Raw genomic sequence first — 20,964 nt, 5'->3', positions numbered from 1 at the left:
GCGATACGCCCGTGGATCGCGTCCCCCGTGTTCCGCGAATCCCCTTCAGTCCCGTCCTCGTCCTCGGCTGTCGACCCGGCTACCGAACCCCCTTCGGTGACCGGGGCGCCGGTTCAGCTCTGGTGGGACTGGTAGTGCGCCACCGCGTCGGAGGTGCGGCCCGCGCCGTACACCCGGAGGAACTCTGCCAGTTCCGGGTGGGCCGGGGCGAGGGTGTCCGCCGCCTCGATGATGTCTCCCGCGGCCGCCACGGAGCGCAGCAGCGACTGGATCTCGCGGACCACCCGCTTGACCGTGGGCGCCCCCGAACTGCTGGTCGTGGTCGTGGTGTTGCTGAGCACCGAGCCCCCCTGCGACTTCTTGATCTCTTCCATGCGCTCGGTCGCCTCGGCCGCACTGACGCTGCCGTCCGCGACCTGACCGGCCAGGTCCTGGAGCAGCTGCACCCGCTGGACCACGGCGGGATTGCCGATCTTCGCCCGCTGGCCGCTCATCAGCTGCGACAGCATCGGTGCGGACAGGCCCAGTACCCCCGCGAGGCGAGCCTGGTTCAGGCCAAGATCTTCTATCAGCTTACGGAAGAGTGCCCCCAGCGGCTCCCCGTACCAGTTCCGCTGCAGTTCCCGCGCTCTTGCGGTGGCTTCCTGCTGTACGGCGTCCATTGCGTCTCCCCATCGCTTTCCCCAAAACGGCGGTTCGCTGTCGCGAACCACGCCGAGCATCTTACGGAGAGTGGCGGTCCACCGGGACCCCTAATCGTTTTGCGAGATACCGGGGGCGACCCGGTACTCTGGTCTGCGCGCCCGCCGGTATGTGGTTCTTCCGGTCGGATGCTTGTTTTCCGGGGCCTTAGCTCAGTTGGTAGAGCGCTGTCTTTGCATGGCAGATGTCAGGGGTTCGACTCCCCTAGGCTCCACACCTCGGACCGGCCAGGTGCCTCAGCGGCGCCTGGCCGGTTCTTTTGGCGGGCCGCCTTCCAGGGGTGACGTGCGTCACGCGGACCGGTCCGATGTCGTTGCAGTTATTTGCGCAAAGAGATGGCGGCCGGTGAAGCCGACAGGGTGGCCGCGGACGCGATCGGCCGCGCGGGCGTGAGCACGCCCCGACGTGCAGGCCTTGTGAGCTGGTGCGTACGCGTAAAAGTAGCCAGCAGAATACGTTCCGTTAAGGAAGTCTGTGCCGAACCTGCACACTCGGTCCGTTGCAAACGTCATCGAGAGTGGTGGGCGTAAACACATGCCCGGTTCGACGCCCCGCGACTGTTCCACGTGAAACATCGCGGTGGGGCGGGAGACCGTCAAGTCTCCCGCCCCACCGCACACTCTGCGCGACCAGCCGGAACGCTCACCGTCCCTCTTCGCGCTTGGCGGCCTCCTCCTCAGCCTCCTTGGCCTGCACTTCGGGATCGAGCGCGGACTGGCCGCTGCCGTCCACCGAGGTCAGCCGGTCACCCTCGGGCACCTCCGTCGCGGCGGGCGGCTCGACCAGCCAGTCAGGGTTGGCCTGCTTGTCCCACCACTTCCAGGCGGCGAAGGCGCCGGCCCCCAACACACCCAGAACCGCCAGCGCCCTGGCGATCCGGCCGGCCCTGGCACGCCGCTCATGCCTGCGGGCCAGCTTCTGGATGTCCTCGGCCGAGACATGGTTGCGCAGCGCGGCCAGTGCGGCCGCGCTCCGGGCGGCGGCCTCGTCCTTGACGGGCACAGCCACAGCCACCGCCTGCTCAAACCGCGGCTTGGAGTAGTCGGCGGCCTGCCGAGCAGCCTTGCGAGTGCGGACGGCGGCCTCATGGGCGGCATGGTCGACCTTCGGCGGTACATGTGCGCGGGCCTGTTCCAGGCGCGGTACGACATGCGTGCCGTACTGGGCGCGGGCCTGCTCGGCGGCCAGCGACACCTTCGGCGCGAGCCGTACGCGCGCCTCGTGCGCATAGTGCGTGGCCCTGTCCTTGGCCGTGTCGGCGTAGGGCGCCACCACTTCCGCGGCGTGCAGCACGCTGTCCTTCGCCGAGCCGGTCGCGGCGCGCACGCTGTCGATGCGGGTCACGGGATCCTCCTCCTCGGTGGCGTACGGTATTTCGGCTATCCACCCTTTTACGGATCATGCCTGCCGAGGAGCCCCGGGGCATGTGAGGGCGGGCATCCGGGTCATGGCTCAAGTGCAATAGCGGATGAATACGGGGCAACAGGAGCTTGTCGTCGACAATGCCACGGATCGTCGCTTCGCGCCCCCGGCCCAGGCCCAGTCGCCCGGATTTCTCGCAAGCGACACGCAGGCAAACCGGTCCGGAACCGGGCGGCGGGCGACGTACGGCGCCGACCGTGCGAGGATCAGGGGATCACAGGAAGACAACGGAAGGCAGATCGTGGCTGAGCAGCTCTACGCCACCCTGAAGACCAACAACGGCGACATCGAAGTCCGGCTCCTGCCGAACCACGCCCCCAAGACGGTCCGGAACTTTGTCGAGCTCGCCAAGGGCGAGCGTGAGTGGACCAACCCCGCCACCGGCGAGCGGTCCACCAACAAGCTCTACGACGGCACGGTCTTCCACCGGGTGATCAGCGGCTTCATGATCCAGGGCGGTGACCCGCTGGGCAACGGCACCGGCGGTCCCGGCTACCAGTTCGAGGACGAGTTCCACCCGGACCTCTCCTTCGACAAGCCCTACCTCCTGGCCATGGCCAACGCCGGTCCGGGCACCAACGGCTCGCAGTTCTTCATCACGGTCGCCCCGACGACCTGGCTGAACCGCAAGCACACCATCTTCGGTGAGGTCACCGACGGCGCGAGCCAGAAGGTCATCGACGCCATCGTGTCGACGCAGACCAACCCGCGCACCGACCGCCCGCTCAACGACGTCGTCATCGAGTCGGTCGTCGTCGAGACCCGCGAAGGCTAGGACACACTCCCGGCCCGAAGGGCCCGGTACCTCCCACAGGGAACCAAACGCCCCGCTCATCCGTAAGGATGGGCGGGGCGGTTCATCTGCGTACGACCACGAGGGGATCTCATGGACCAGGCGCCAGGCAGCCCACAGGGCCCGGAAAACCAGGGGCCCGCCCAGAGCGCACCCGTCTGCTACCGGCACCCGGACCGCGAGACCGGCGTGCGCTGCACCCGCTGCGATCGCCCCATCTGCCCCGAGTGCATGGTCAGCGCCGCCGTCGGCTTCCAATGCCCCCACTGCGTCCGTGAAGGCACCGGCACCGGCGTCTCGCCCACCGCATCCCGGCCCCGCACCATCGCCGGCGGCACCGTCACCGCCGACCCCCGACTCCTCACCAAGATCCTCATCGGGATCAACCTCGCGGTCTTCATCGCGGTCCAGTCATCGTCGTCGCTCCTGAACGACCTCGTCCTCATCGGCGAATGGCCCCCCGCCCCCTTCACGCCCACCGAAGGCGTCGCCGAGGGCGAGTGGTACCGCATGTTCACCGCGATGTTCACGCACGAGGCCGTCTGGCACATCGCCTTCAACATGCTCAGCCTGTGGTGGCTCGGCGGCCCCCTCGAAGCCGCCCTCGGCCGGGCCCGCTACATCTCCCTCTACCTGATCTCCGGACTGTCGGGCAGCGCCCTGACCTACCTGATCGAATCTCCGACCACAGCCTCGCTCGGCGCATCCGGAGCCATCTTCGGCCTCTTCGGCGCCACCGCCGTCCTCGTCCGCCGCCTGAACTACGACATGCGGCCGATCATCGCCCTCCTGGTGATCAACCTGATCTTTACCTTCGGGTGGAGCAACATCGCCTGGCAGGCCCACATCGGCGGACTTGTCGGCGGCCTGCTGATCGGCTATGCCATGGTCCACGCCCCGAGGGAGCGGCGGAATCTCATCCAGTACGGCAGCTGTGTGCTGCTCCTGGCCGTGATCGTCGGAGTGACTCTGTTGAGGACAGCCCAGCTCACGTGATCCCCAGCATTGTCCACAGCATGTGGCGGATCTTGTGCACGCTGTGCGGGAACAGGTGTGCCCCCTGTTCCTGACCTTTGTTTCCGCAGGTCAGGCAGGGGGCGAACATGTTTCCGAATCTGTCGTGCGACAGTCGTACCGGCGTCAACGCTCGGTGGGTTATCCACAGATCGTCGTTCTTTATCCCCAGGCGGCGTGTGGAAATCTTTACAAGCTGTGGATAACTCACCGGATAGCCCTGGGCAGAGCTGTGTTCACCGGCCTGTGGCCGCTACTTCCACTGGGTCGAGACACCGAATCCGGCGGCGATGAAGCCGAAGCCCACGACGATGTTCCAGTTGTCCAGACCGTCGATGGGCAGTGAGCCGTCGGTGACGTAGAACAGGACGATCCATGCCAGGCCGAGGAGGAACATGCCCAGCATGACGGGCGCGACCCAGGCACGGCTGTTGAGGTTGAGGGCGGTCGCCTGCTTCGCCGGAGGCGGCGTGTAGTCGGCCTTCTTGCGGATACGTGACTTCGGCACGAGGGTCTCTCCTGTCGATGCGCTGCGTGGCCGCGCAGGGAACTGGGGTGGGCTCCGGGGCAGCGTACAAGGGGACTCTTAGCGCTCCCCCGGGCGTCCGTTAGCGTAGTGCTTCCGCGGTGCCGAAGGAGATAAGGGTACGTTGAGCAATTCTGCCGACTCCCCCGGGACAGGATCCAGTCCTGCCCGCGAACGCCGTTTCCGGCCCGTGCGGGTGCTCACGGCGGGCGTCTTCGCTCTCGCGGGGCTCATCTTCTTCACCAGTTTCAATACTGCCAAAGGCACCAACATCCGTACGGATGACTCCTTGCTGAGGCTGTCCGACCTGATTCAGGAGCGCAGTCACAACAACGGCGAGCTCGACGAGTCCAACGCGGGCCTGCGGGACGACATCGACGCGCTCGCCGGGCGGGACGACGGCGGCAGCAAGGCCGAGGACGACAAGCTGGCGGGCCTGGAGAAGAACGCGGGCACCCAGAAGCTCACCGGTGAGGCGATCACGGTCACCCTCAATGACGCTCCGCCGGACGCCACCGCCAAGCTCCCCGGCTACCCCGAGCCGGAGCCCGACTACCTGGTCATCCACCAGCAGGACCTCCAGGCCGTGGTGAACGCGCTCTGGCAGGGCGGTGCCAAGGGCATCAAGGTCATGGACCAGCGGCTGATCTCCACCAGCGCCGTGCGGTGTGTGGGCAACACCCTGATCCTTCAGGGCCGCGTCTACTCGCCGCCGTACAAGATCACGGCGGTCGGGGACCCGGAGGAGCTGCAGAAGGCGCTCACCGCGTCTGCGGCGATCCAGAACTACATGGTGTACGTCGACGTCTACGGGCTCGGCTGGAAAGTCGAGGAGAACGGGCCGGTGACTCTGCCGGGTTACTCGGGCACAGTGGATCTGCAGTACGCCCAGCCCGTGGAGTGAGTCCGTTCAGGAGCTGCCGGTGCGTGTCGTCGTCAGGACCGTCAGCGAGCTCTGTATCACCGTAGGCACCTTGATAGTCCTGTTCGTCGGCTATGTGCTGTTCTGGACCGGCGTGAAGGCCGACAACGACATGGGCGAGCAGATCGACCAGCTTGAGGAACAGTGGGCGCGCGGTGCTGTACGGTCCGCGCCGACGACGGCGCCCGGCGCTTCAGCCGCGCCCGCTGAGCCGGCGCCGTACGAGAGCGGCGAGGCTTTCGCGATCATGTACATCCCGCGTCTTGGTTTCACGTGGAACAAGCCCGTGCTGGAGGGCACCGCCACCGACACCCTCAAGAAGGGCCTCGGCCACTACGCGCGGACCGCCCAGCTCGGGCAGAAGGGCAACTTCTCGGTTGCCGGGCATCGGCGCACGTACGGAGACCCGTTCAAGGACTTCCCAAAGCTGAGGCCGGGGGATGCGGTGGTGCTGACGGACGGGGCGACGTGGTTCACGTACAGGATCGACAAAGGGCCCTACAAAACCGTGCCCACAGACGTTGAGGTGATCGATCCTGTGCCGCGTAAATCGGGATACACGCGTGCGGGCCGCTATCTCACGCTGACCACCTGCGAACCGGAGTGGGGACACAGCCACCGGCTGATCGTCTGGGCGCATCTCGACTCCACCCAGCCTGTGGAGGCCGGGAAACCAGAGGCCCTGCGCCGTTAGTCTGGTGCGGGTACGGCGTGAGTCTGGGGCCGTGGTGCGACGGAAGGGACGGCATGTACGGCTGGATCTGGCGGCATCTGCCGGGGAACGCATGGGTGAAGGCGCTGCTCTCGCTCATGCTGGTCGTGGCCGTGGTCTACGTCCTCTTCCAGTACGTCTTCCCGTGGGCCGAACCGCTGCTTCCCTTCAACGATGTGACGGTGGACAACCAGTGAGCGCGCGCATTCTCGTCGTCGACAACTACGACAGCTTCGTCTTCAACCTGGTCCAGTACCTGTACCAGCTGGGTGCCGAGTGCGAGGTTCTGCGCAACGACGAGGTGTCGACGGCGCACGCCCAGGACGGCTTCGCCGGGGTGCTGCTGTCGCCGGGCCCGGGTACGCCGGAGCAGGCCGGGGTCTGTGTGGACATGGTCCGGCACTGCGCCGCCACCGGGGTGCCCGTCTTCGGCGTCTGCCTCGGCATGCAGTCGATGCAGGTGGCGTACGGCGGTGTCGTGGACCGTGCGCCCGAGTTGCTGCACGGCAAGACCTCGCTGGTCGAGCATCAGGGCAAGGGCGTCTTCGCGGGTCTGCCGACGCCCTTCACGGCGACCCGCTATCACTCCCTGGCGGCGGAGCCCGAGACGGTCCCGGCCGAGCTCGAAGTCACCGCCCGTACGCACGACGGGATCATCATGGGCCTGCGTCACCGCGAACTCCCGGTCGAGGGCGTGCAGTTCCACCCCGAGTCGGTGCTGACCGAGCACGGTCACCGGATGCTGGCCAACTGGCTGGTGGAGTGCGGCGACCAGGGTGCCGTGGCGAGGTCGTCGGGGCTCGCCCCGGTGGTGGGCAGGGCCTCGGCGTGACCGCCCTGCGTCCCGAGCGCGAGTCCGGCGCGGCAGCCTACGGCGACGCCGGCGACCAGGGGACCTCGTACGGAGAGCAGCCGTACGGGGCGCCAGGCGCGTTCGAGGACTGGCAGGGAGAGAACCGGCAGGACCAGCAGGACCGGCAGGGCGGGCAGGGGGCGTACGGCCAAGGAGTGCGGGAGGGGTACGGCCGGAAGCCGCGGGCGTACGGGGTGGAGGACACGCAGGCGTACGCGGCGCAGGAGGCGCATGCCTACGCGGCGCAGGAGCCGTACACACCGTCGTCGTACCGGCGTTCTGCCGACGACGCCGCGTATCGCACGCCTGGCGGTGACGCCCCGTATCGCACGCCCGTCGACAACGCCTCGTACCAAACCCCCGTGGACGACGCTTCCATACTGTCCGGCGGTGAGCCCTTCCTGCCTCCCGTCGACGAGGAGACCGTCGCGCTGCGGATACCCGATCCGCCTCCCGCAGTCGGCGACGGCGAGGCCATATCGGCTTCTGACGCGTCCTCCGCCGCGTCGGCCACCGAACCCGCCCCGGGCGGCCGAGCGGCCCGCAGAAAGGCAGCCAAGCGCCGTCACGGGCGGCATGGCGGAGCTCGGGAGACGCAGGAGGGGGCATCTCCGGCCGAGGCGGCGGACGACCGGCCGCTGTCGCGCGTGGAGGCTCGTCGGCGGGCGCGGGCGAACAAGCCGAGCGCCGGTGTCATGGCCAGCCGGGCGATCGGTGAGGTGTTCATCACCACCGGTGTGCTGATGCTGCTGTTCGTCACCTACCAGCTGTGGTGGACGAACGTCCGGGCGCATGCGCAGGCCGGGAAGGCGGCGAGCGACCTCCAGGAGGACTGGGCGAGCGGGAAGCGCGCTCCGGGGACCTTCGAGCCGGGGCAGGGTTTCGCCCTCCTGTACATGCCGAAGCTGGACGTGGTGGTGCCGATAGCCGAGGGCGTCAGCAACGAGAAGGTGCTCGACAAGGGGATGGTCGGCCACTACGGCGAGGGCGCGCTGAAGACGGCGATGCCCAGTGCGAAGACCGGCAACTTCGGGCTGGCGGGGCATCGCAACACGCATGGTGAGCCGTTCCGGTACATCAACAAGCTTGAGCCGGGCGATCCGATCGTCGTCGAGACGCAGGACGCGTACTACGTCTACAAGATGGAGTCGATCCTGCCGGTGACCTCGCCGAGCAACGTGAGCGTGCTCGATCCCGTGCCCAAGGCCGCCGGTTTCACCGGGCCCGGCCGGTACATCACGCTGACGACCTGCACGCCGGAGTTCACCAGTAAGTACCGGATGATCGTCTGGGGCAAGATGGTCGAGGAACGGCCGCGCAGCAAGGGGAAGCCGGATGCGCTCGTCTCGTAAGGGCGGATGAACGTGGCAGCGACCACTGACGACACCGAGCACGCAGAGCGCACCGACGCGCCCGAATCCGCGCCCGCCCCGCGCCGCCGTGGCCCCGGGCGGATCGCCATGGCGGTCAGTGTCTTCGGCGAACTCCTCATCACGGCGGGCCTGGTGCTCGGCCTGTTCGTCGTCTACTCGCTGTGGTGGACGAACGTCATCGCGGACCGGGAGGCCGAAAAGCAGGCCGACAGGGTCCGCGACACCTGGGCCCGCGACGACGACTCCGGCTCCGTCGCCTTCGACAGCAAGAACGGCATCGGCTTCCTGCATGTCCCCGCGATGAGCAAGGGCGAGATCCTTGTCGAGAAGGGCACATCCTCCAGCGTCCTCAACGATGGCGTCGCCGGCTACTACGTCGACCCCGTCAAGGCCGCCCTCCCCACCAGTGACAAGAACGGCAACTTCAGCCTCGCCGCGCACCGCGACGGCCACGGCGCCAAGTTCCACAACATCGACAAGATCGACAAGGGCGACCCGATCGTCTTCGAGACGAAGGACAACTGGTACGTCTACAAGGTCTACGCCGTCCTGCCCGAGACCTCGAAGTACAACGTCAAGGTCCTCTCGCCCATCCCGAAGGAGTCGGGCAAGAAGAAGGCCGGCAAGTACATCACGCTGACGACCTGCACGCCGGTGTTCACGTCCCGGTATCGCTATGTGGTGTGGGGCGAGTTGGAGCGGGTGGAGAAGGTGAACGAGGAGCGGACGCCGCCGAAGGAGTTGCAGTGAGGTGACTGGCCTTCCGAAAGAGGGCCAGTCACCTAGCATGAAGGAGGCCCGAAGCCGCAACCAACTCTTGCGACTTCGGGCCTTGTGCGTCACGCCGTGCTCACTCCAGAACCCTCAGCGGTTCCCCCGGTGCTCCACACCGGCGTCGCCCGTCGGCCGTGAGCCCGATGATGTCGACGCCCCGGTCCCCGCGGCCGCCCTGGACGACTACGTTGGTGCAACCGTCCCGGAGCAGCAGCTTGGCGATGTGGCGCTCGAAGGTGCGGCCGTTCATGGCGTCCATGGCAGCCATGACACCCACGGCAGGCCGGTCGTCTCGTACCCCTTCGAGCCGCTGCAGCCGGGCGTGGTGCTGGTGGAGCCGTCGTTCGATGCGCTGGACTCCCGCCCGCAGGGCGATCAGCTCCTTGCGGTGCTCGCCCGACGTTTCGATCAGAGCGTTGAACATCGGGACGACGGTCTTGCCCAGGATGTGGGCGATGCGCTGGTCGATGCGGTCATCGAGAGTCACTGGGCCTGTGTGGACAGAGTTTTCCACAGGCTGTGTACGCGCCAGGTGCTCCATGTCGAGGAGGTACACACGCACCTGACGTGCGGTTTCGCTGTCGCGGAGCAGCATGGCGACGTTGAGGACGGCTCGGCGGGGAAACAGCGCGAGGGCTCGAGAGCGCGACTGAATCCCACTGACCTCCTTGAAGGATGTCAGTTCTGCACCTGACAAAACGCGGTAGCCGCTGGCTGCCATCTCGTCTCGATGATCGAGCACGAGGGACTCGATGGCCTTGAGCCCCACCTCGAAGTACGCCGCCACCATCGCCGTCGTCACATGCATCCCGTCCGGCAGCAGTGACAGCACCTTCACTCGGTCGAGCACGTCCGTGCGGTCGAGCACGTCCGTGCGGTCGAGCACGCTGCCGCGCAGGGCCTGCGATTCCAGTAGAGCCTGTTCGTTGATCACGGTCTGCCTTCCGCTCGTGTCGTGGCCGTATGGCCAGGGCAGAGCTCTGATGCCCCACCCCACCCGATCAACGAGTCGTGAAATACGAAGACACGATCGAGGTGTGTACGGCTATGCGGAGCTGCACAACAGAAGCAAGTGGGCCCTGCCAGAAGTCCCGGCAGGGCCCACTCACGTTGCGGCGAGGTCAGTCGGAGTCGTTGCCTCCGATGATGCCTCCGTTGCCGTTGCCGTTGCCGAAGCCGACGGTCGTGAGGGTGATCGTCGTGCCGGCCGGGTCGCCGACCGGTGTGTTCGCGCCGGGGTCCTGGGCGGTCACGATCGCGGTGTCGCTCTGGTCGCTGCCGTTGGCGAACTGGATGTTCGTGAAGCCCTGTGCCTGGAGCGTCTGCCTGGCCTGCGACACCGTCCCTCCGACGACGTTCGGCACCGCGGTCTGCTGCTGGGCCTTGCCGATGTTGATCTGGATCGTGGAGTCCTTGTCGACCGACGAGCCCGCTGCCGGCGTGGTGTTGATGACCTTGCCAACCAGGTTCGGGTCGGCGGTCTCGACGTCGACGCAGTTGCCGGTGAGGTTGTTGGCGTCCATCTGGGCCTTGGCCGCGTCACAGGACTGGCCGGTGACATCCGGGACAGTGGCCTTCTCCTCGGCCTTGGAGATGGTGAGGGTGATCGTCGAACCCTTCTCCACCTCCTGGCCAGGGACCGGATCCTGCTCCAGGACGGTGTTCGGGGCGTCCGGAGACTCCCGGGTCTCCGTCTTGACGACGAGTTGGTAGTCGTCGCCCTCAAGCTTTTCCTTGGCCTCGTCGAGGCTGAGGTTGATCACGCTGGGGATGGTGACCTTCGGCGCCCCCGTGGACACCACGACCTCGACGGTGCTGCCCTTCTTGACCTCGGTCGGGGGCTGGGGGTTCTGGGAGCAGATGGAGCCGCTGGGCGTGTTCTCGCACGCCTTGTTCGTGGGGTTGAGGGTGAGTTCCGCGTTGTCGGCCAGCTTGCGGGCGTCTTCCAGTGTCTGGTCGACGAAGTTCGGCACCGCCACGGTGTCGTTGCTTGCGCCGCCGCTGCCGTTGACCACCCACGTCCCGATCAGGACCGCACCGACCAGCACCAGCACACCTGCGATGACCAGCAGGACCGTCGATGTGTTCGACTTCTGGCGTCGCCGGTCCGGTCGGTCGTCGTAGCCGAAGCCGCCGTCGTCCGGGTTCATCGGCGGCAGCATCGACGTGGCGCCGGCGTCGGCGGAGCGCAGGGCCGTGGTCGGCTGGTCGTCGGGGTAGCCGCCGTAGCCGACGGAGCCCATCGCGGCGGTGGCGGCGACCGGCTGGCCGTCGAGGCAGGCCTCGATGTCGGCGCGCATCTCGTCGGCGGACTGGTAGCGGTAGTTGGGGTCCTTGGTCAGCGCCTTCAGGACGATCGCGTCTATTTCGGGCGTGATCTCGGGGTCGAAGACGGAGGGGGGCTGGGGTTCCTCGCGTACGTGCTGGTACGCGACCGCCACCGGGGAGTCGCCCACGAACGGCGGGCGGACCGTCAGGAGCTCGTACAGCAGGCAACCCGTCGAGTACAGGTCCGATCGTGCGTCGACCTGCTCGCCCTTCGCCTGCTCCGGCGAGAGGTACTGCGCGGTGCCGATGACGGCGGAGGTCTGGGTCATCGTCATGCCGGAGTCGCCCATGGCGCGGGCGATGCCGAAGTCCATCACCTTGACCTGGCCGTTGCGCGTCAGCATGACGTTGGCGGGCTTGATGTCGCGGTGGACGATGCCGTTGCGGTGGGCGTACTCCAGGCCCTGGAGGATGCCGATGGTCATCTCCATGGCGCGCTCCGGCAGCAGCTTGCGGCCGGAGTGCAGCAGCTCACGGAGCGTGGAGCCGTCGACGTACTCCATGACGATGTACGGGATCGACACGTTGTCGATGTAGTCCTCGCCCGTGTCGTAGACCGCCACGATCGCGGGGTGGTTGAGTGAGGCGGCCGACTGGGCCTCCCGGCGGAAGCGGGCCTGGAAGGACGGATCGCGTGCGAGGTCCGCGCGCAGCGTCTTCACTGCCACGGTGCGGCCGAGGCGGGTGTCATGGGCGAGGTAGACCTCCGCCATGCCACCGCGGCCGAGCACCTGGCCCAGCTCGTACCGGCCGCCGAGGCGACGCGGCTCTTCCATAAGCTACCTACCAGCCCTCTCCGTCGGTCCCGGTCCGCACTCGTGTGCGGATCGGAGACTGCCGTCCGGGCCTACCGTACCCGGCTCGCTCTGTGTGACCTGGCCAAGCCCGTCAGCCGATACAGGACCGGTATCGCAACGTGCGGCGATGCGAAGGCGACGTGACGGGGTTCTCACCGCTTGCTGTCGATGACCGCCTCCATCACGCTCTTGGCGATGGGCGCCGCGAGGCCACCGCCGGAGATGTCGTCACGGACGGCATCCTCGTCCTCGACGACCACGGCCACGGCGACCGGCGAGCCCTCGTCGGTCTTGGCGTACGACAGGAACCAGGCGTAGGGGTTCTCGCTGTTGTCGACGCCGTGCTGGGCGGTACCGGTCTTGCCGCCCACGGTGACGCCGTTGATCTGCGCGTTCTGGCCGGTGCCGTCGGAGACGACGGTCTCCATCATCGACTGGAGGATCTGCGCGTTCTTCGCCGACAGCGGGCGGCTCATCGGCTCCGGTTCGGTCTTCTCGACGGGGTCGAGGTTCGGCGCCTGGAGTTCGTCCACCATGTACGGCTTCATCAGCTCACCGTCGTTGGCGACGGCCGAGGCGACCATGGCCATCTGCAGCGGCGTCGCGGCGGTGTTGAACTGGCCGATGGAGGACAGTGCGGTCTGCGACTGGTTCATGTCGTCGGAGAAGACCGACGCGCTGGAGCGGACCGGCGTGAACTGCTCCTCGGTGAAGCCGAACTTCTTGGCCTCTTCCAGCATCTTGTCGTTGCCGAGGTCGGAGCCGATCTTGCCGAAGACGGTATTGCAGGAGTACTGCAGGGCGACCCGGAGCGTCGCGTCCTTGCAGGGGATGTTGCCCTCGTTCTCCAGCTCGGTGGTGGTGCCCGGCATGGTCCACGGCAGCGGCGAGTTGGTCTTGCTGTCGGCGTCCGTGTACAGGCCGTTCTCCAGCGCGGCGGCCGCGGTGACGACCTTGAAGGTGGAGCCGGGCGGGTAGACCTCGCGCAGCGCCCGGTTCAGCATCGGGTCGTCGGGGTTCTCGTTCTTCTGGAGCTTCTTCCACGCCTCTTCGTCGGAGGTGCTGCTGCCGGCGATCGTCGAGGGGTCGTACGACGGGTAGGAGGCCAGCGCCAGGATCTTGCCGGTGGATGGTTCTATCGCGGCGACGGCGCCCTTGCCGCCCTGCGCCGCCAGGCCTTCGTACGCGGCCTTCTGCGCGGCGGCGTTGAGGGTGGTGACGACGTTGCCGCCCTCCTTCGGCTCGCCCGTGATCATGTCGAGGGTGTTGCGGAAGAAGAGCCGGTCGTCGTCGCCGGTGAGGATGCCGTCCTCGATGGACTCCAGCTGGTTGGCGCCGTAGGCCTGGGAGACGAAGCCGGTGACGGGCGCCCACATGGCGCCGTCCTTGTAGGTGCGCTTGTACTTGAAGTCGCCCTCCGTCGTGGCGTGGCCGGTGATGGCCTTGCCGTCGACGATGATGTCGCCGCGCGGGGTGGCGTAGCGGGCGATGGCGACGCGGCGGTTCTTGGGGTCGTCCTTCAGCTGGTCGGCCTGGACGTACTGCAGCCAGTTGTCCCGGATGAGCAGGGTGAGTACCAGGAGTCCGCAGAAGATCGCGATCCGGCGCAGGGGCTTGTTCACGGGCGGACCACCTGGGTCATCTCGGCGTCGGGGTTGGGGGCGGGAGCGGGTGCCGGACGGCGGGCGGTGTCGCTGATCCTGATCAGGACGCCGATGAGCGCCCAGTTGGCGATGACGGAGGAACCTCCGTACGCCAGGAACGGCATCGTCATACCGGTCAGCGGGATCAGGCCCATGACGCCGCCGGCGACGACGAAGACCTGGAGCGCGAAGGCGCCGGACAGGCCGATGGCGAGCAGTTTTCCGAACGGGTCGCGGGCGGCGAGGGCGGTGCGCACGCCGCGCTCGACGATCAGGCCGTAGAGCAGCAGCAGTGCCATCACGCCGGCCAGGCCCAGTTCCTCGCCGAAGGTGGCGAGGATGAAGTCGGAGTTGGCGGCGAACCGGATGAGTTCGGAGTGGCCCTGGCCCCAGCCGGTGCCGAGGGTGCCGCCGGAGCCGAAGGCCCACAGTGCCTGCATCGCCTGCTCGGAGTGGCCGGCGACGCCCTGCTGGCTGAGGGTGTACTCGCGCATCGGGTCGAGCCAGGCGTCGATGCGCTGCTGGATGTGCGACTCGAAGCTGGCCACGCCGACGGCGCCGACCGCGGACATCAGCAGACCGAAGACGATCCAGCTGGTCCGCTCGGTGGCGACGTACAGCATGATGATGAACATTCCGAAGAACAGCAGCGACGTACCGAGGTCGGTCTCGAAGACCAGGATCAGGATCGACATCGCCCAGACGACGAGGATCGGGCCGAGGTCGCGGCCGCGCGGCAGGTACAGGCCCATGAAGCGGCGGCTGGCGAGGGCGAGCGCGTCGCGCTTGACCATCAGATAGCCGGCGAAGAAGACGGCGAGGGCGATCTTCGCGAACTCACCGGGCTGGATGGTGAAGGAGCCGATCTGGATCCAGATCCTGGCGCCGAAGACGTCCAGCCCGAGGCCCGGGACGAGCGGCAGGAGCAGCAGGATCAGCGCGCCGACCATGGAGATGTAGGTGTACCGCTGCAGGACCCGGTGGTCCTTGAGGAAGACCATCACGACGGCGAACAGCGCGATGCCCATGGCCGTGTACAGCAGCTGGTTGGTCGCCTTGCCGCCGGCGACGTTGATTTCCCGCAGCAGCGCGGACTGGTCCAGCCGCCAGATGGCGACCAGCCCGAGTCCGTTGAGCAGCGTGGCCAGAGGCAGCATCAGCGGGTCCGCGTACGGGGCGAACTTGCGTACGACGAGATGGGCGACGCCGGCCAGGAGGCCGAGGCCCAGGCCGTAGCTCAGCAGGCCGGCCGGGACCTCGTCGTTGATGGCGAGGCCGACGTTGGCGTAGGCGAAGACCGGGATGAGGACGGCGAACACCAGCAGGGCGAGCTCGGTGTTGCGCCGGCTCGGCGTGCCGATCGCGCCGATCGTGGACGTGTGGTGCGTCGACGTGTTGGTAGAACTGCTCATCGTGTGACGGGGCCTCTCACGGCTTGCCTACTGCGTACCGCACTGCGAGACGACCTTCTGCTCTTCCTCCGAGAGAGTGGGGCCGGGGGTGGGAGTGGGTGCGGTCGGGGACGAGGACGGGGCGGTGGACGGGGAGTCCGAGGGCGAGCCCGACGGGTTGGGAGTCGGTGTCGCCTTGGACGTGAGGGAGCTTCGGGTGGTTCCCGTGGTGCCTCCGGCCTCACCCTGGCCGGTATTGGAGTTGTTCTCGCTCTCGGCCGCCTGCTGCTCGGACCGCTTCTTGCACGCGGAGGCCTGCACGGCCAGTTCGTCGATCTTCTTCTGGGCCTGCTTCAGATCACCTTCGGCGATGGTGTCCTCGACGAGTTTCTGCTGGTACGGCGGCAGGTACTTGAGTTCGATCTCGGGGTGGTCCTTCTCCACGTCCGACAGCGAGACCCAGGCGAGGTCCTGGCTGATGCCCCGGTACAGGGCGACATGCTCGTCATTGACGCCGACGTAGTACTGCGTCTGCGTCCAGCGCCAGCCGCCGTAGAGCCCGCCGCCGATGACGGCGAGCGTGAGGGCGCCGTAGAGGGATCTCTTCAGCCACTTGCGGCCCCGCCGCGGTTTGACGAAGTCGTCGTCGGTGTAGTCCCCGAAGCCGCCTTCGGGGATGTAGCCGGTGGTGTCGCCGGTGCTGGGCGGGCCGAACTCGCCGCCGCCCTGGCCGGGGACCTGGCGGCCGAGTCCGGAGGCGCGTCCTGCCGGGGTCTGCATGATGCCGTTGTCGTGCAGGTGGTTCTGGTTCTCGGCGACGGCGCCCACCACGACGGGGGTGTCGGACAGTTGCCCGGCGAGGGTGTCGCCGGTGTCCAGGTCGAGGACATCGGCGACGATGACGGTGATGTTGTCGGGGCCGCCGCCGCGCAGCGCGAGTTCGATCAGCTGCTGGACGGTCTCCTGCGGGCCCTGGTAGCTGGCGAGGGTGTCCTCAAGCGTCTGGTGGGAGACGACGCCGGAGAGGCCGTCGGAGCAGATCAAGTAGCGGTCGCCGGCGCGGACTTCGCGGATGGAGAGGTCGGGCTCGACGTGGTCGCCGCTGCCCAACGCCCGCATCAGCAGGGAGCGTTGGGGGTGGGTGGTGGCTTCCTCTTCGGTGATGCGGCCCTCGTCGACCAGCCGCTGCACCCAGGTGTGGTCCTGCGTGATCTGGGTGAGGACGCCGTCGCGGAGCAGATACGCGCGCGAGTCGCCGACGTGTACGAGCCCGAGCCGCTGGCCGGTCCACAGCAGGGCGGTGAGGGTGGTTCCCATGCCCTCCAGCTGCGGGTCCTCTTCGACCATCGCGCGCAGCTGGTCGTTGGCGCGCTGTACGGCCGTACCGAGCGAGGTCAGGACGTCGGAGCCGGGGACGTCGTCGTCGAGGGCGACGATCGTGGAGATCGCCTCGGAGGAGGCGACCTCGCCGGCCGCGGCGCCGCCCATGCCGTCGGCGATGGCGAGCAGGCGGGGCCCTGCGTATCCGGAGTCCTCGTTGCCCTCCCGGATCATGCCTTTGTGCGATCCGGCGGCGAAGCGCAGTGACAGACTCATGCGCACCTCGCCCGTCGGCTCCGGGTACATCCGCACGGTGCCCACCCTCCGGTCGGGAGCGCGCCGGGGTCCGGGGTGTGGACCGCCGCTGCGTGCTCGCTCCGCTCGTGCTCTTTCATGACGTAGCACTACTTCCGCAGCTCGATGACGGTCTTGCCGATGCGGATCGGTGCGCCCAGCGGGATCGGTGTAGGGGTCGTCAGCCGGGACCGGTCCAGGTATGTGCCGTTGGTGGAGCCCAGGTCCTCGACGATCCACTGGCCGTCGCGGTCCGGGTAGATCCTGGCATGGCGGCTGGAGGCGTAGTCGTCGTCCAGCACGATCGTGCTGTCGTGCGCCCGGCCCAGGGTGATGGTCTGGCCCTGCAGCGCGACGGTCGTGCCGGTGAGGGTGCCCTCGGACACGACGAGCTTCGTCGGGGCGTTACGCCCCCTGCGACCGCCGGGGGCGGGCTGCTGGCGCTGCTGCGGGGGCGCCTGGCGCTGGGCCTGCTGCGCCCGGCCCGCCTCCCGGCGCGAGCCGCGCTGGGTGACGCGCGTTCCGAACAGGTCGCTGCGGATGACCTGCACGGCCACGATCACGAACAGCCACAGTACGGCCAGGAAACCCAGCCGCATGACCGTGAGGGTCAGCTCTGACATGCCCCCGCTTCACCCTTCGGCTTGCCGGTAAATGATGGTGGTGCTGCCCACGACGATCCGCGAGCCGTCGCGGAGCGTAGCGCGGGTGGTGTGCTGCCCGTCCACCACAATGCCGTTGGTGGATCCGAGATCCTGGATCGTCGAGGGCGTTCCGGTCCGGATCTCGCAGTGCCGGCGGGAGACGCCGGGGTCGTCGATCCGCACGTCGGCGTCGGTGCTGCGGCCCAGCACCAGCGTCGCGCGGGAGATCTGATGGCGGGTGCCGTTGATCTCGATCCAGTGGCGGGTGCGGCCGCCGGCCGCGGGGGCCGGGGGACGCTGGCCGCCCGCGGGCTGCGGGTAGCCGTAACCGCCGGGGCGGCCGCCGGGCGGCGGCGCGGACGGCATGGGCGGGGGGCCCGCGGGCGCGGCGGGCTGCGGGTAGCCGTATCCGCCGCCGGGGCGGCCGGCCGGCGGGGGCGCGGGGGCGCCGGCCGGGGCCTGCTGGTCGGTGGAGCCGGCGAGCGTGCGGCTGCGCACCCGGTACAGGCCGGTGTCGAGGTCGTCCGCCTTGTCCAGGTTGACCTTGATGGGGCCCATGAAGGTGTAGCGCTGCTGCTTGGCGTAGTCGCGCACCATGCCGGCGAGCTCGTCCCCGAGCTGGCCGGAGTAGGGGCTGAGCCGCTCGAAGTCCGGCGTGCTCAGCTCCACGATGAAGTCATTGGGTACGACGGTGCGGTCGCGGTTCCAGATGGTGGCGTTGTTGTCGCACTCGCGCTGGAGTGCTCCCGCGATCTCCACGGGCTGCACCTCGGACTTGAAGACCTTGGCGAAGGTGCCGTTGACCAGACCTTCGAGACGCTGCTCGAACTTCTTCAGGACTCCCATGGGGCACCTCCTCTTAGGCTGCTGTCCTGTGTACTGCTTCTTACCTGGTACTGCTTACTGATCGTATCCACGCGCCGGTGAATCGGCTGGTTCCCCCTGTCGGCCCATTCCGACGGTTGTCGACGCCTGACGAAGTTCCCTCCTCAGGTCCCCTTCGAACTCCCTCGGGGACACGGTCCTGCCAAGGATCGTAGAGGCGGCCGCAGACAAGTGTCCCGCACCTGACTGTGGACCCCGACCGGCTTCTGGGGAGACGGCCGGTACCGGTACGAGGTTGATACGTGAACCGGTACACCTTGATACGTAGCCCGGCGTTCGGAGGTTTGCCGCCCGGCCCGGCCGGTGGCCCAGACGTCGCTGGTCGGCGGCTTCCCGGGGATAAGGGATGTGAATCCACCCTGGCCGCCGTGCTAGTGTTCTGGGTGTCGGAAGGCGCCGGACCCCAAGCGGGAAGGGCCCGAGGACACACCCAATGCGCGGGTGGCGGAATAGGCAGACGCGCTGGATTCAGGTTCCAGTGCCCGCAAGGGCGTGGGGGTTCAACTCCCCCCTCGCGCACCAGGGGGCACCGACGAAAGTGTCCTGATAGCACCGACGAAACGGGCTCATCGTGATCACGATGAGCCCGTTTCGTTGTGTCTGTGCAGGTTGGACGCGGTGTGAGACTGCTTACACGCATGACTGCCCGGCGGCTGGAGAGCCGCCGGGCAGTCGGACTTCTCTTCCTGGTCTTCGTTTGTTGATCTTCAGCGCGAGGGGTTGAGTGTGAGTTGACTCACTGGTCGGACTGGGACTCCTCGGGGGCGGTCGTGTAGCCCTTCGGGGTCCAGGTGCCCAGGGGCTTGGTCTTGCGGCGGCGGGTGGGCCGACGGTGGGGGCGGTCGCCGTTCAGGGCTACGGCGTCGGCCCAGGCGGTGAGTTTGCGCTTGTTGGCGTGGGCGAGCTGGAAGGCGAGGAGGAGTGCCTGGGCGGCGATTCCGCGGATGCGACGGGTGCCGGGGTTCTCGAGGCGTTCGCGGAGGGTGTCCTTGGCGTAGCCGTTGATGCCCTCGACTTCGAGCAGTTGCTTGTAGCCCAGCGCGATGTCCTCGGCGCTCAGGTGGGGGTCGCTGCAGCGCAGGAGGTACTTCCCGTCGAGGTTCTCCTCCGCCTTGATCTTCGCCTGGTCGACGCGGAGCTTGCCGGCCGGGGTGGCCCGAAGGTAGCGGTTCAGGCCGGGCTTGTCGGCGATCTTCCCGCGTAGTTCGCCGCGCTTGAAGTCGCTGAGCTTGTCGGTGTCGGCGATCAGGTCGGCGAGCTGGGTGACGAGTTGTTCACGCATGTGCCGGTCGCGCTCGGCCGCTTCGGGGTTGTAACAGATCACGAACCGGTCGGTGTCGGATATCCGCACCTCCTTGACGCGCATGTTCTCGCCGACGTCCTGGTAGCGGCCCTGCCGGGACAGGGCGGCCTGCACCTCGGGACTTCCGGAGCGGAGCTTCTCGCCGATGATGTAGGCGTGGTCGCCCTTGCGCAGGTAGCGGCGGTTGGCGGCGGAGGAGAAACCGCGGTCTGCCACCCACACGATCTTGGACAGGGTCCAGTCCCGCATCTCGTCCTTGACCTGGCGGATCAGCGTCTGGTCGGAGGCATTGCCCGGCCAGCACCAGCAGCGGACCGGTATCCCGTCCCGGGTGACCGCCATGCCGATCACGATCTGCGGCAGGTCGTCGCGGGAGTCCTTCGACTTGCCGTAGGTCCGAAACCCGGCCTGCTTGGCCTCGTTGTCGTCCACATCGTCGGCGTCCAGGCGCCGGCCCGCGTCGTTGCGGGCGAGGGGCTCGTCGGGCTCCTCCAGTTCGAAGTAGGTGCTGGTGGTATCGAAGAACAGCAGGTCGACTTCCAGGTTCAGCAGGTTCGCGACCTCGTCGAACACCTGCTTCTCCAAGTCGTCCTGCACCTCGTGCAGCCAGTCCATCGCCCGGTAGCAGGGCTGTTCGCCGGTCTCGGCCAGGCCGTCGATGTGCACGTCGTTCGTGATCCACTCCGCCGCCGCGAGCTTCGACGACGGGGCCAGCGCCCGGTTGGCGACCAGGGCGAACAGCACCCGCTCGGTCGCGGTCATGTCCCGGCGCCGGCCTCGCTTGGGCTGCCCGACCCGGCCCACGATCTGGTCGATCCGCAGCCGGCGCCACAGCTGGTCGAGCACATAGGCGCCGCCGAACGGCACCGAGGAGACGAACTCCAGGTCCGACGCCGCGGTTGCGGCCAGCGCGTCGCCCGGCTCCAGCAGCTTCGATAGAGACATGACCAGACGCCTGACCGCCTCGCGGTCCAGGTCGTCTTCGCGGCCGAAGGTGAACAGCACCTTCGGCACCGCCCGCCCCTTCACCGGATCCCACTCGTTGTGGGCCAGATGCAGGTACCGGACCGTGCCGGACTTGTTCTCCCGCTTCGTCGTCCTCACGTACATGGATCCAGACGATAGGCCGAAGTAGCAGGCCAACACAGGTGAATCAGAAAAGTCGTGTCTCTAGGCCATTCCAGCCGTTTGCGCCGTCCGTACCCCGATGACCTGCACCTTCAGCCCGCAAGAGCCTCCAGGACCCTCGAATTACGTCGAACCCAGGG

19 protein-coding genes and 2 tRNA genes are annotated in these 20,964 nt (G+C 67.7%); 10 read left to right on the top strand and 11 right to left on the bottom strand.

Annotation, left to right across the window (positions count from 1 at the left end):
* Positions 1 to 113: 113 nt before the first annotated feature.
* The gene (locus GFH49_RS18535) at positions 114 to 662 is read right to left on the bottom strand and encodes a helix-turn-helix domain-containing protein (protein ID WP_155057134.1); all 549 of its coding nucleotides are present in this window, start codon (positions 660 to 662) and stop codon (positions 114 to 116) included.
* A gap of 181 nt (positions 663 to 843) precedes the next feature.
* On the opposite strand from GFH49_RS18535, the gene GFH49_RS18530 reads away from it, so the two are divergent.
* A tRNA-Ala gene (locus GFH49_RS18530) sits at positions 844 to 916 on the top strand.
* A gap of 428 nt (positions 917 to 1,344) precedes the next feature.
* Here the strand turns inward: GFH49_RS18530 and GFH49_RS18525 are convergent.
* On the bottom strand, positions 1,345 to 2,046 hold the full coding sequence (locus tag GFH49_RS18525; RefSeq protein ID WP_155057132.1) for a DUF5324 family protein: 702 nt from the start codon (positions 2,044 to 2,046) through the stop codon (positions 1,345 to 1,347).
* A 319-nt stretch (positions 2,047 to 2,365) separates the two neighbouring features.
* On the opposite strand from GFH49_RS18525, the gene GFH49_RS18520 reads away from it, so the two are divergent.
* Together GFH49_RS18520 and GFH49_RS18515 are read left to right on the top strand one after the other, a co-directional pair.
* The gene (locus GFH49_RS18520) at positions 2,366 to 2,899 is read left to right on the top strand and encodes a peptidylprolyl isomerase (protein WP_155057130.1); all 534 of its coding nucleotides are present in this window, start codon (positions 2,366 to 2,368) and stop codon (positions 2,897 to 2,899) included.
* Between the two features lie 111 nt (positions 2,900 to 3,010).
* On the top strand, positions 3,011 to 3,913 hold the full coding sequence (locus tag GFH49_RS18515) for a rhomboid family intramembrane serine protease (RefSeq protein ID WP_155057128.1): 903 nt from the start codon (positions 3,011 to 3,013) through the stop codon (positions 3,911 to 3,913).
* 271 nt (positions 3,914 to 4,184) lie between these two features.
* Here the strand turns inward: GFH49_RS18515 and crgA are convergent, their stop codons facing one another.
* Entirely contained in the window at positions 4,185 to 4,439 is a 255-nt protein-coding gene (crgA, locus tag GFH49_RS18510; protein WP_155057126.1) for a cell division protein CrgA, read from the bottom strand.
* Between the two features lie 142 nt (positions 4,440 to 4,581).
* Here crgA and GFH49_RS18505 point away from each other — a divergent pair, with 142 nt between their 5' ends.
* From GFH49_RS18505 to GFH49_RS18475, 6 genes are read left to right on the top strand one after another with little or no spacing between them, the layout of a single operon-like run.
* Positions 4,582 to 5,361 carry a DUF881 domain-containing protein gene (locus GFH49_RS18505; RefSeq protein WP_155057125.1) on the top strand — a complete coding sequence of 260 codons (780 nt, stop codon included), beginning with the start codon at positions 4,582 to 4,584 and terminating at the stop codon, positions 5,359 to 5,361.
* 19 nt (positions 5,362 to 5,380) lie between these two features.
* Positions 5,381 to 6,073: a class E sortase gene (locus GFH49_RS18500; protein WP_155057123.1), complete on the top strand. Its 693-nt coding sequence runs from the start codon at positions 5,381 to 5,383 to the stop codon at positions 6,071 to 6,073.
* Between the two features lie 17 nt (positions 6,074 to 6,090).
* On the top strand, positions 6,091 to 6,288 hold the full coding sequence (locus GFH49_RS18495; RefSeq protein WP_196218053.1) for a hypothetical protein: 198 nt from the start codon (positions 6,091 to 6,093) through the stop codon (positions 6,286 to 6,288).
* Positions 6,285 to 6,923: an aminodeoxychorismate/anthranilate synthase component II gene (locus GFH49_RS18490; RefSeq protein WP_155057121.1), complete on the top strand. Its 639-nt coding sequence runs from the start codon at positions 6,285 to 6,287 to the stop codon at positions 6,921 to 6,923. Before GFH49_RS18495 ends, GFH49_RS18490 begins: the two co-directional genes overlap by 4 nt.
* Positions 6,920 to 8,296 (top strand): class E sortase, encoded by a 1,377-nt coding sequence (locus GFH49_RS18480; RefSeq protein WP_230396365.1) that lies wholly within the window; start codon positions 6,920 to 6,922, stop codon positions 8,294 to 8,296. The genes GFH49_RS18490 and GFH49_RS18480 overlap by 4 nt, the downstream gene beginning before the upstream one ends.
* Before the next feature lie 6 nt (positions 8,297 to 8,302).
* Complete coding sequence (locus GFH49_RS18475) at positions 8,303 to 9,067, top strand: class E sortase (protein ID WP_196218041.1); 765 nt, start codon at positions 8,303 to 8,305, stop codon at positions 9,065 to 9,067.
* A 100-nt stretch (positions 9,068 to 9,167) separates the two neighbouring features.
* Here the strand turns inward: GFH49_RS18475 and GFH49_RS18470 are convergent, their stop codons facing one another.
* From GFH49_RS18470 to GFH49_RS18440, 7 genes are all read right to left on the bottom strand, one after another.
* Positions 9,168 to 10,025 (bottom strand): restriction endonuclease, encoded by an 858-nt coding sequence (locus GFH49_RS18470; protein ID WP_155057117.1) that lies wholly within the window; start codon positions 10,023 to 10,025, stop codon positions 9,168 to 9,170.
* Positions 10,026 to 10,212: 187 nt separating this feature from the next.
* A complete protein-coding gene (pknB, locus tag GFH49_RS18465) occupies positions 10,213 to 12,195 on the bottom strand; it encodes a Stk1 family PASTA domain-containing Ser/Thr kinase (RefSeq protein WP_155057115.1) in 1,983 nt (660 codons plus the stop codon).
* 173 nt (positions 12,196 to 12,368) lie between these two features.
* Positions 12,369 to 13,838: a peptidoglycan D,D-transpeptidase FtsI family protein gene (locus tag GFH49_RS18460; protein WP_155057114.1), complete on the bottom strand. Its 1,470-nt coding sequence runs from the start codon at positions 13,836 to 13,838 to the stop codon at positions 12,369 to 12,371.
* Positions 13,835 to 15,271 carry an FtsW/RodA/SpoVE family cell cycle protein gene (locus tag GFH49_RS18455; protein ID WP_155057112.1) on the bottom strand — a complete coding sequence of 479 codons (1,437 nt, stop codon included), beginning with the start codon at positions 15,269 to 15,271 and terminating at the stop codon, positions 13,835 to 13,837. The genes GFH49_RS18460 and GFH49_RS18455 overlap by 4 nt, the downstream gene beginning before the upstream one ends.
* Before the next feature lie 27 nt (positions 15,272 to 15,298).
* Positions 15,299 to 16,876, bottom strand: coding sequence for a Stp1/IreP family PP2C-type Ser/Thr phosphatase (locus tag GFH49_RS18450; RefSeq protein WP_155057295.1), 1,578 nt, complete (start codon positions 16,874 to 16,876; stop codon positions 15,299 to 15,301).
* 98 nt (positions 16,877 to 16,974) lie between these two features.
* Entirely contained in the window at positions 16,975 to 17,487 is a 513-nt protein-coding gene (locus GFH49_RS18445) for an FHA domain-containing protein FhaB/FipA (protein ID WP_155057110.1), read from the bottom strand.
* A 9-nt stretch (positions 17,488 to 17,496) separates the two neighbouring features.
* A complete protein-coding gene (locus GFH49_RS18440; protein ID WP_155057108.1) occupies positions 17,497 to 18,354 on the bottom strand; it encodes an FHA domain-containing protein in 858 nt (285 codons plus the stop codon).
* Between the two features lie 474 nt (positions 18,355 to 18,828).
* Here GFH49_RS18440 and GFH49_RS18435 point away from each other — a divergent pair.
* Positions 18,829 to 18,915, top strand: a tRNA-Leu gene (locus tag GFH49_RS18435).
* A gap of 214 nt (positions 18,916 to 19,129) precedes the next feature.
* Here GFH49_RS18435 and GFH49_RS18430 read toward each other — a convergent pair.
* Positions 19,130 to 20,806 (bottom strand): IS1634 family transposase, encoded by a 1,677-nt coding sequence (locus GFH49_RS18430; protein WP_230396364.1) that lies wholly within the window; start codon positions 20,804 to 20,806, stop codon positions 19,130 to 19,132.
* Positions 20,807 to 20,964: the final 158 nt, after the last annotated feature.

The sequence above is a fragment of the Streptomyces blattellae genome, assembly GCF_009709555.1.
Taxonomy (GTDB): Bacteria; Actinomycetota; Actinomycetes; order Streptomycetales; family Streptomycetaceae; genus Streptomyces; species Streptomyces blattellae.
The sequence above is the reverse complement of the archived record's forward strand: the minus strand, read 5'-3'. Positions and strand labels throughout refer to the sequence as shown.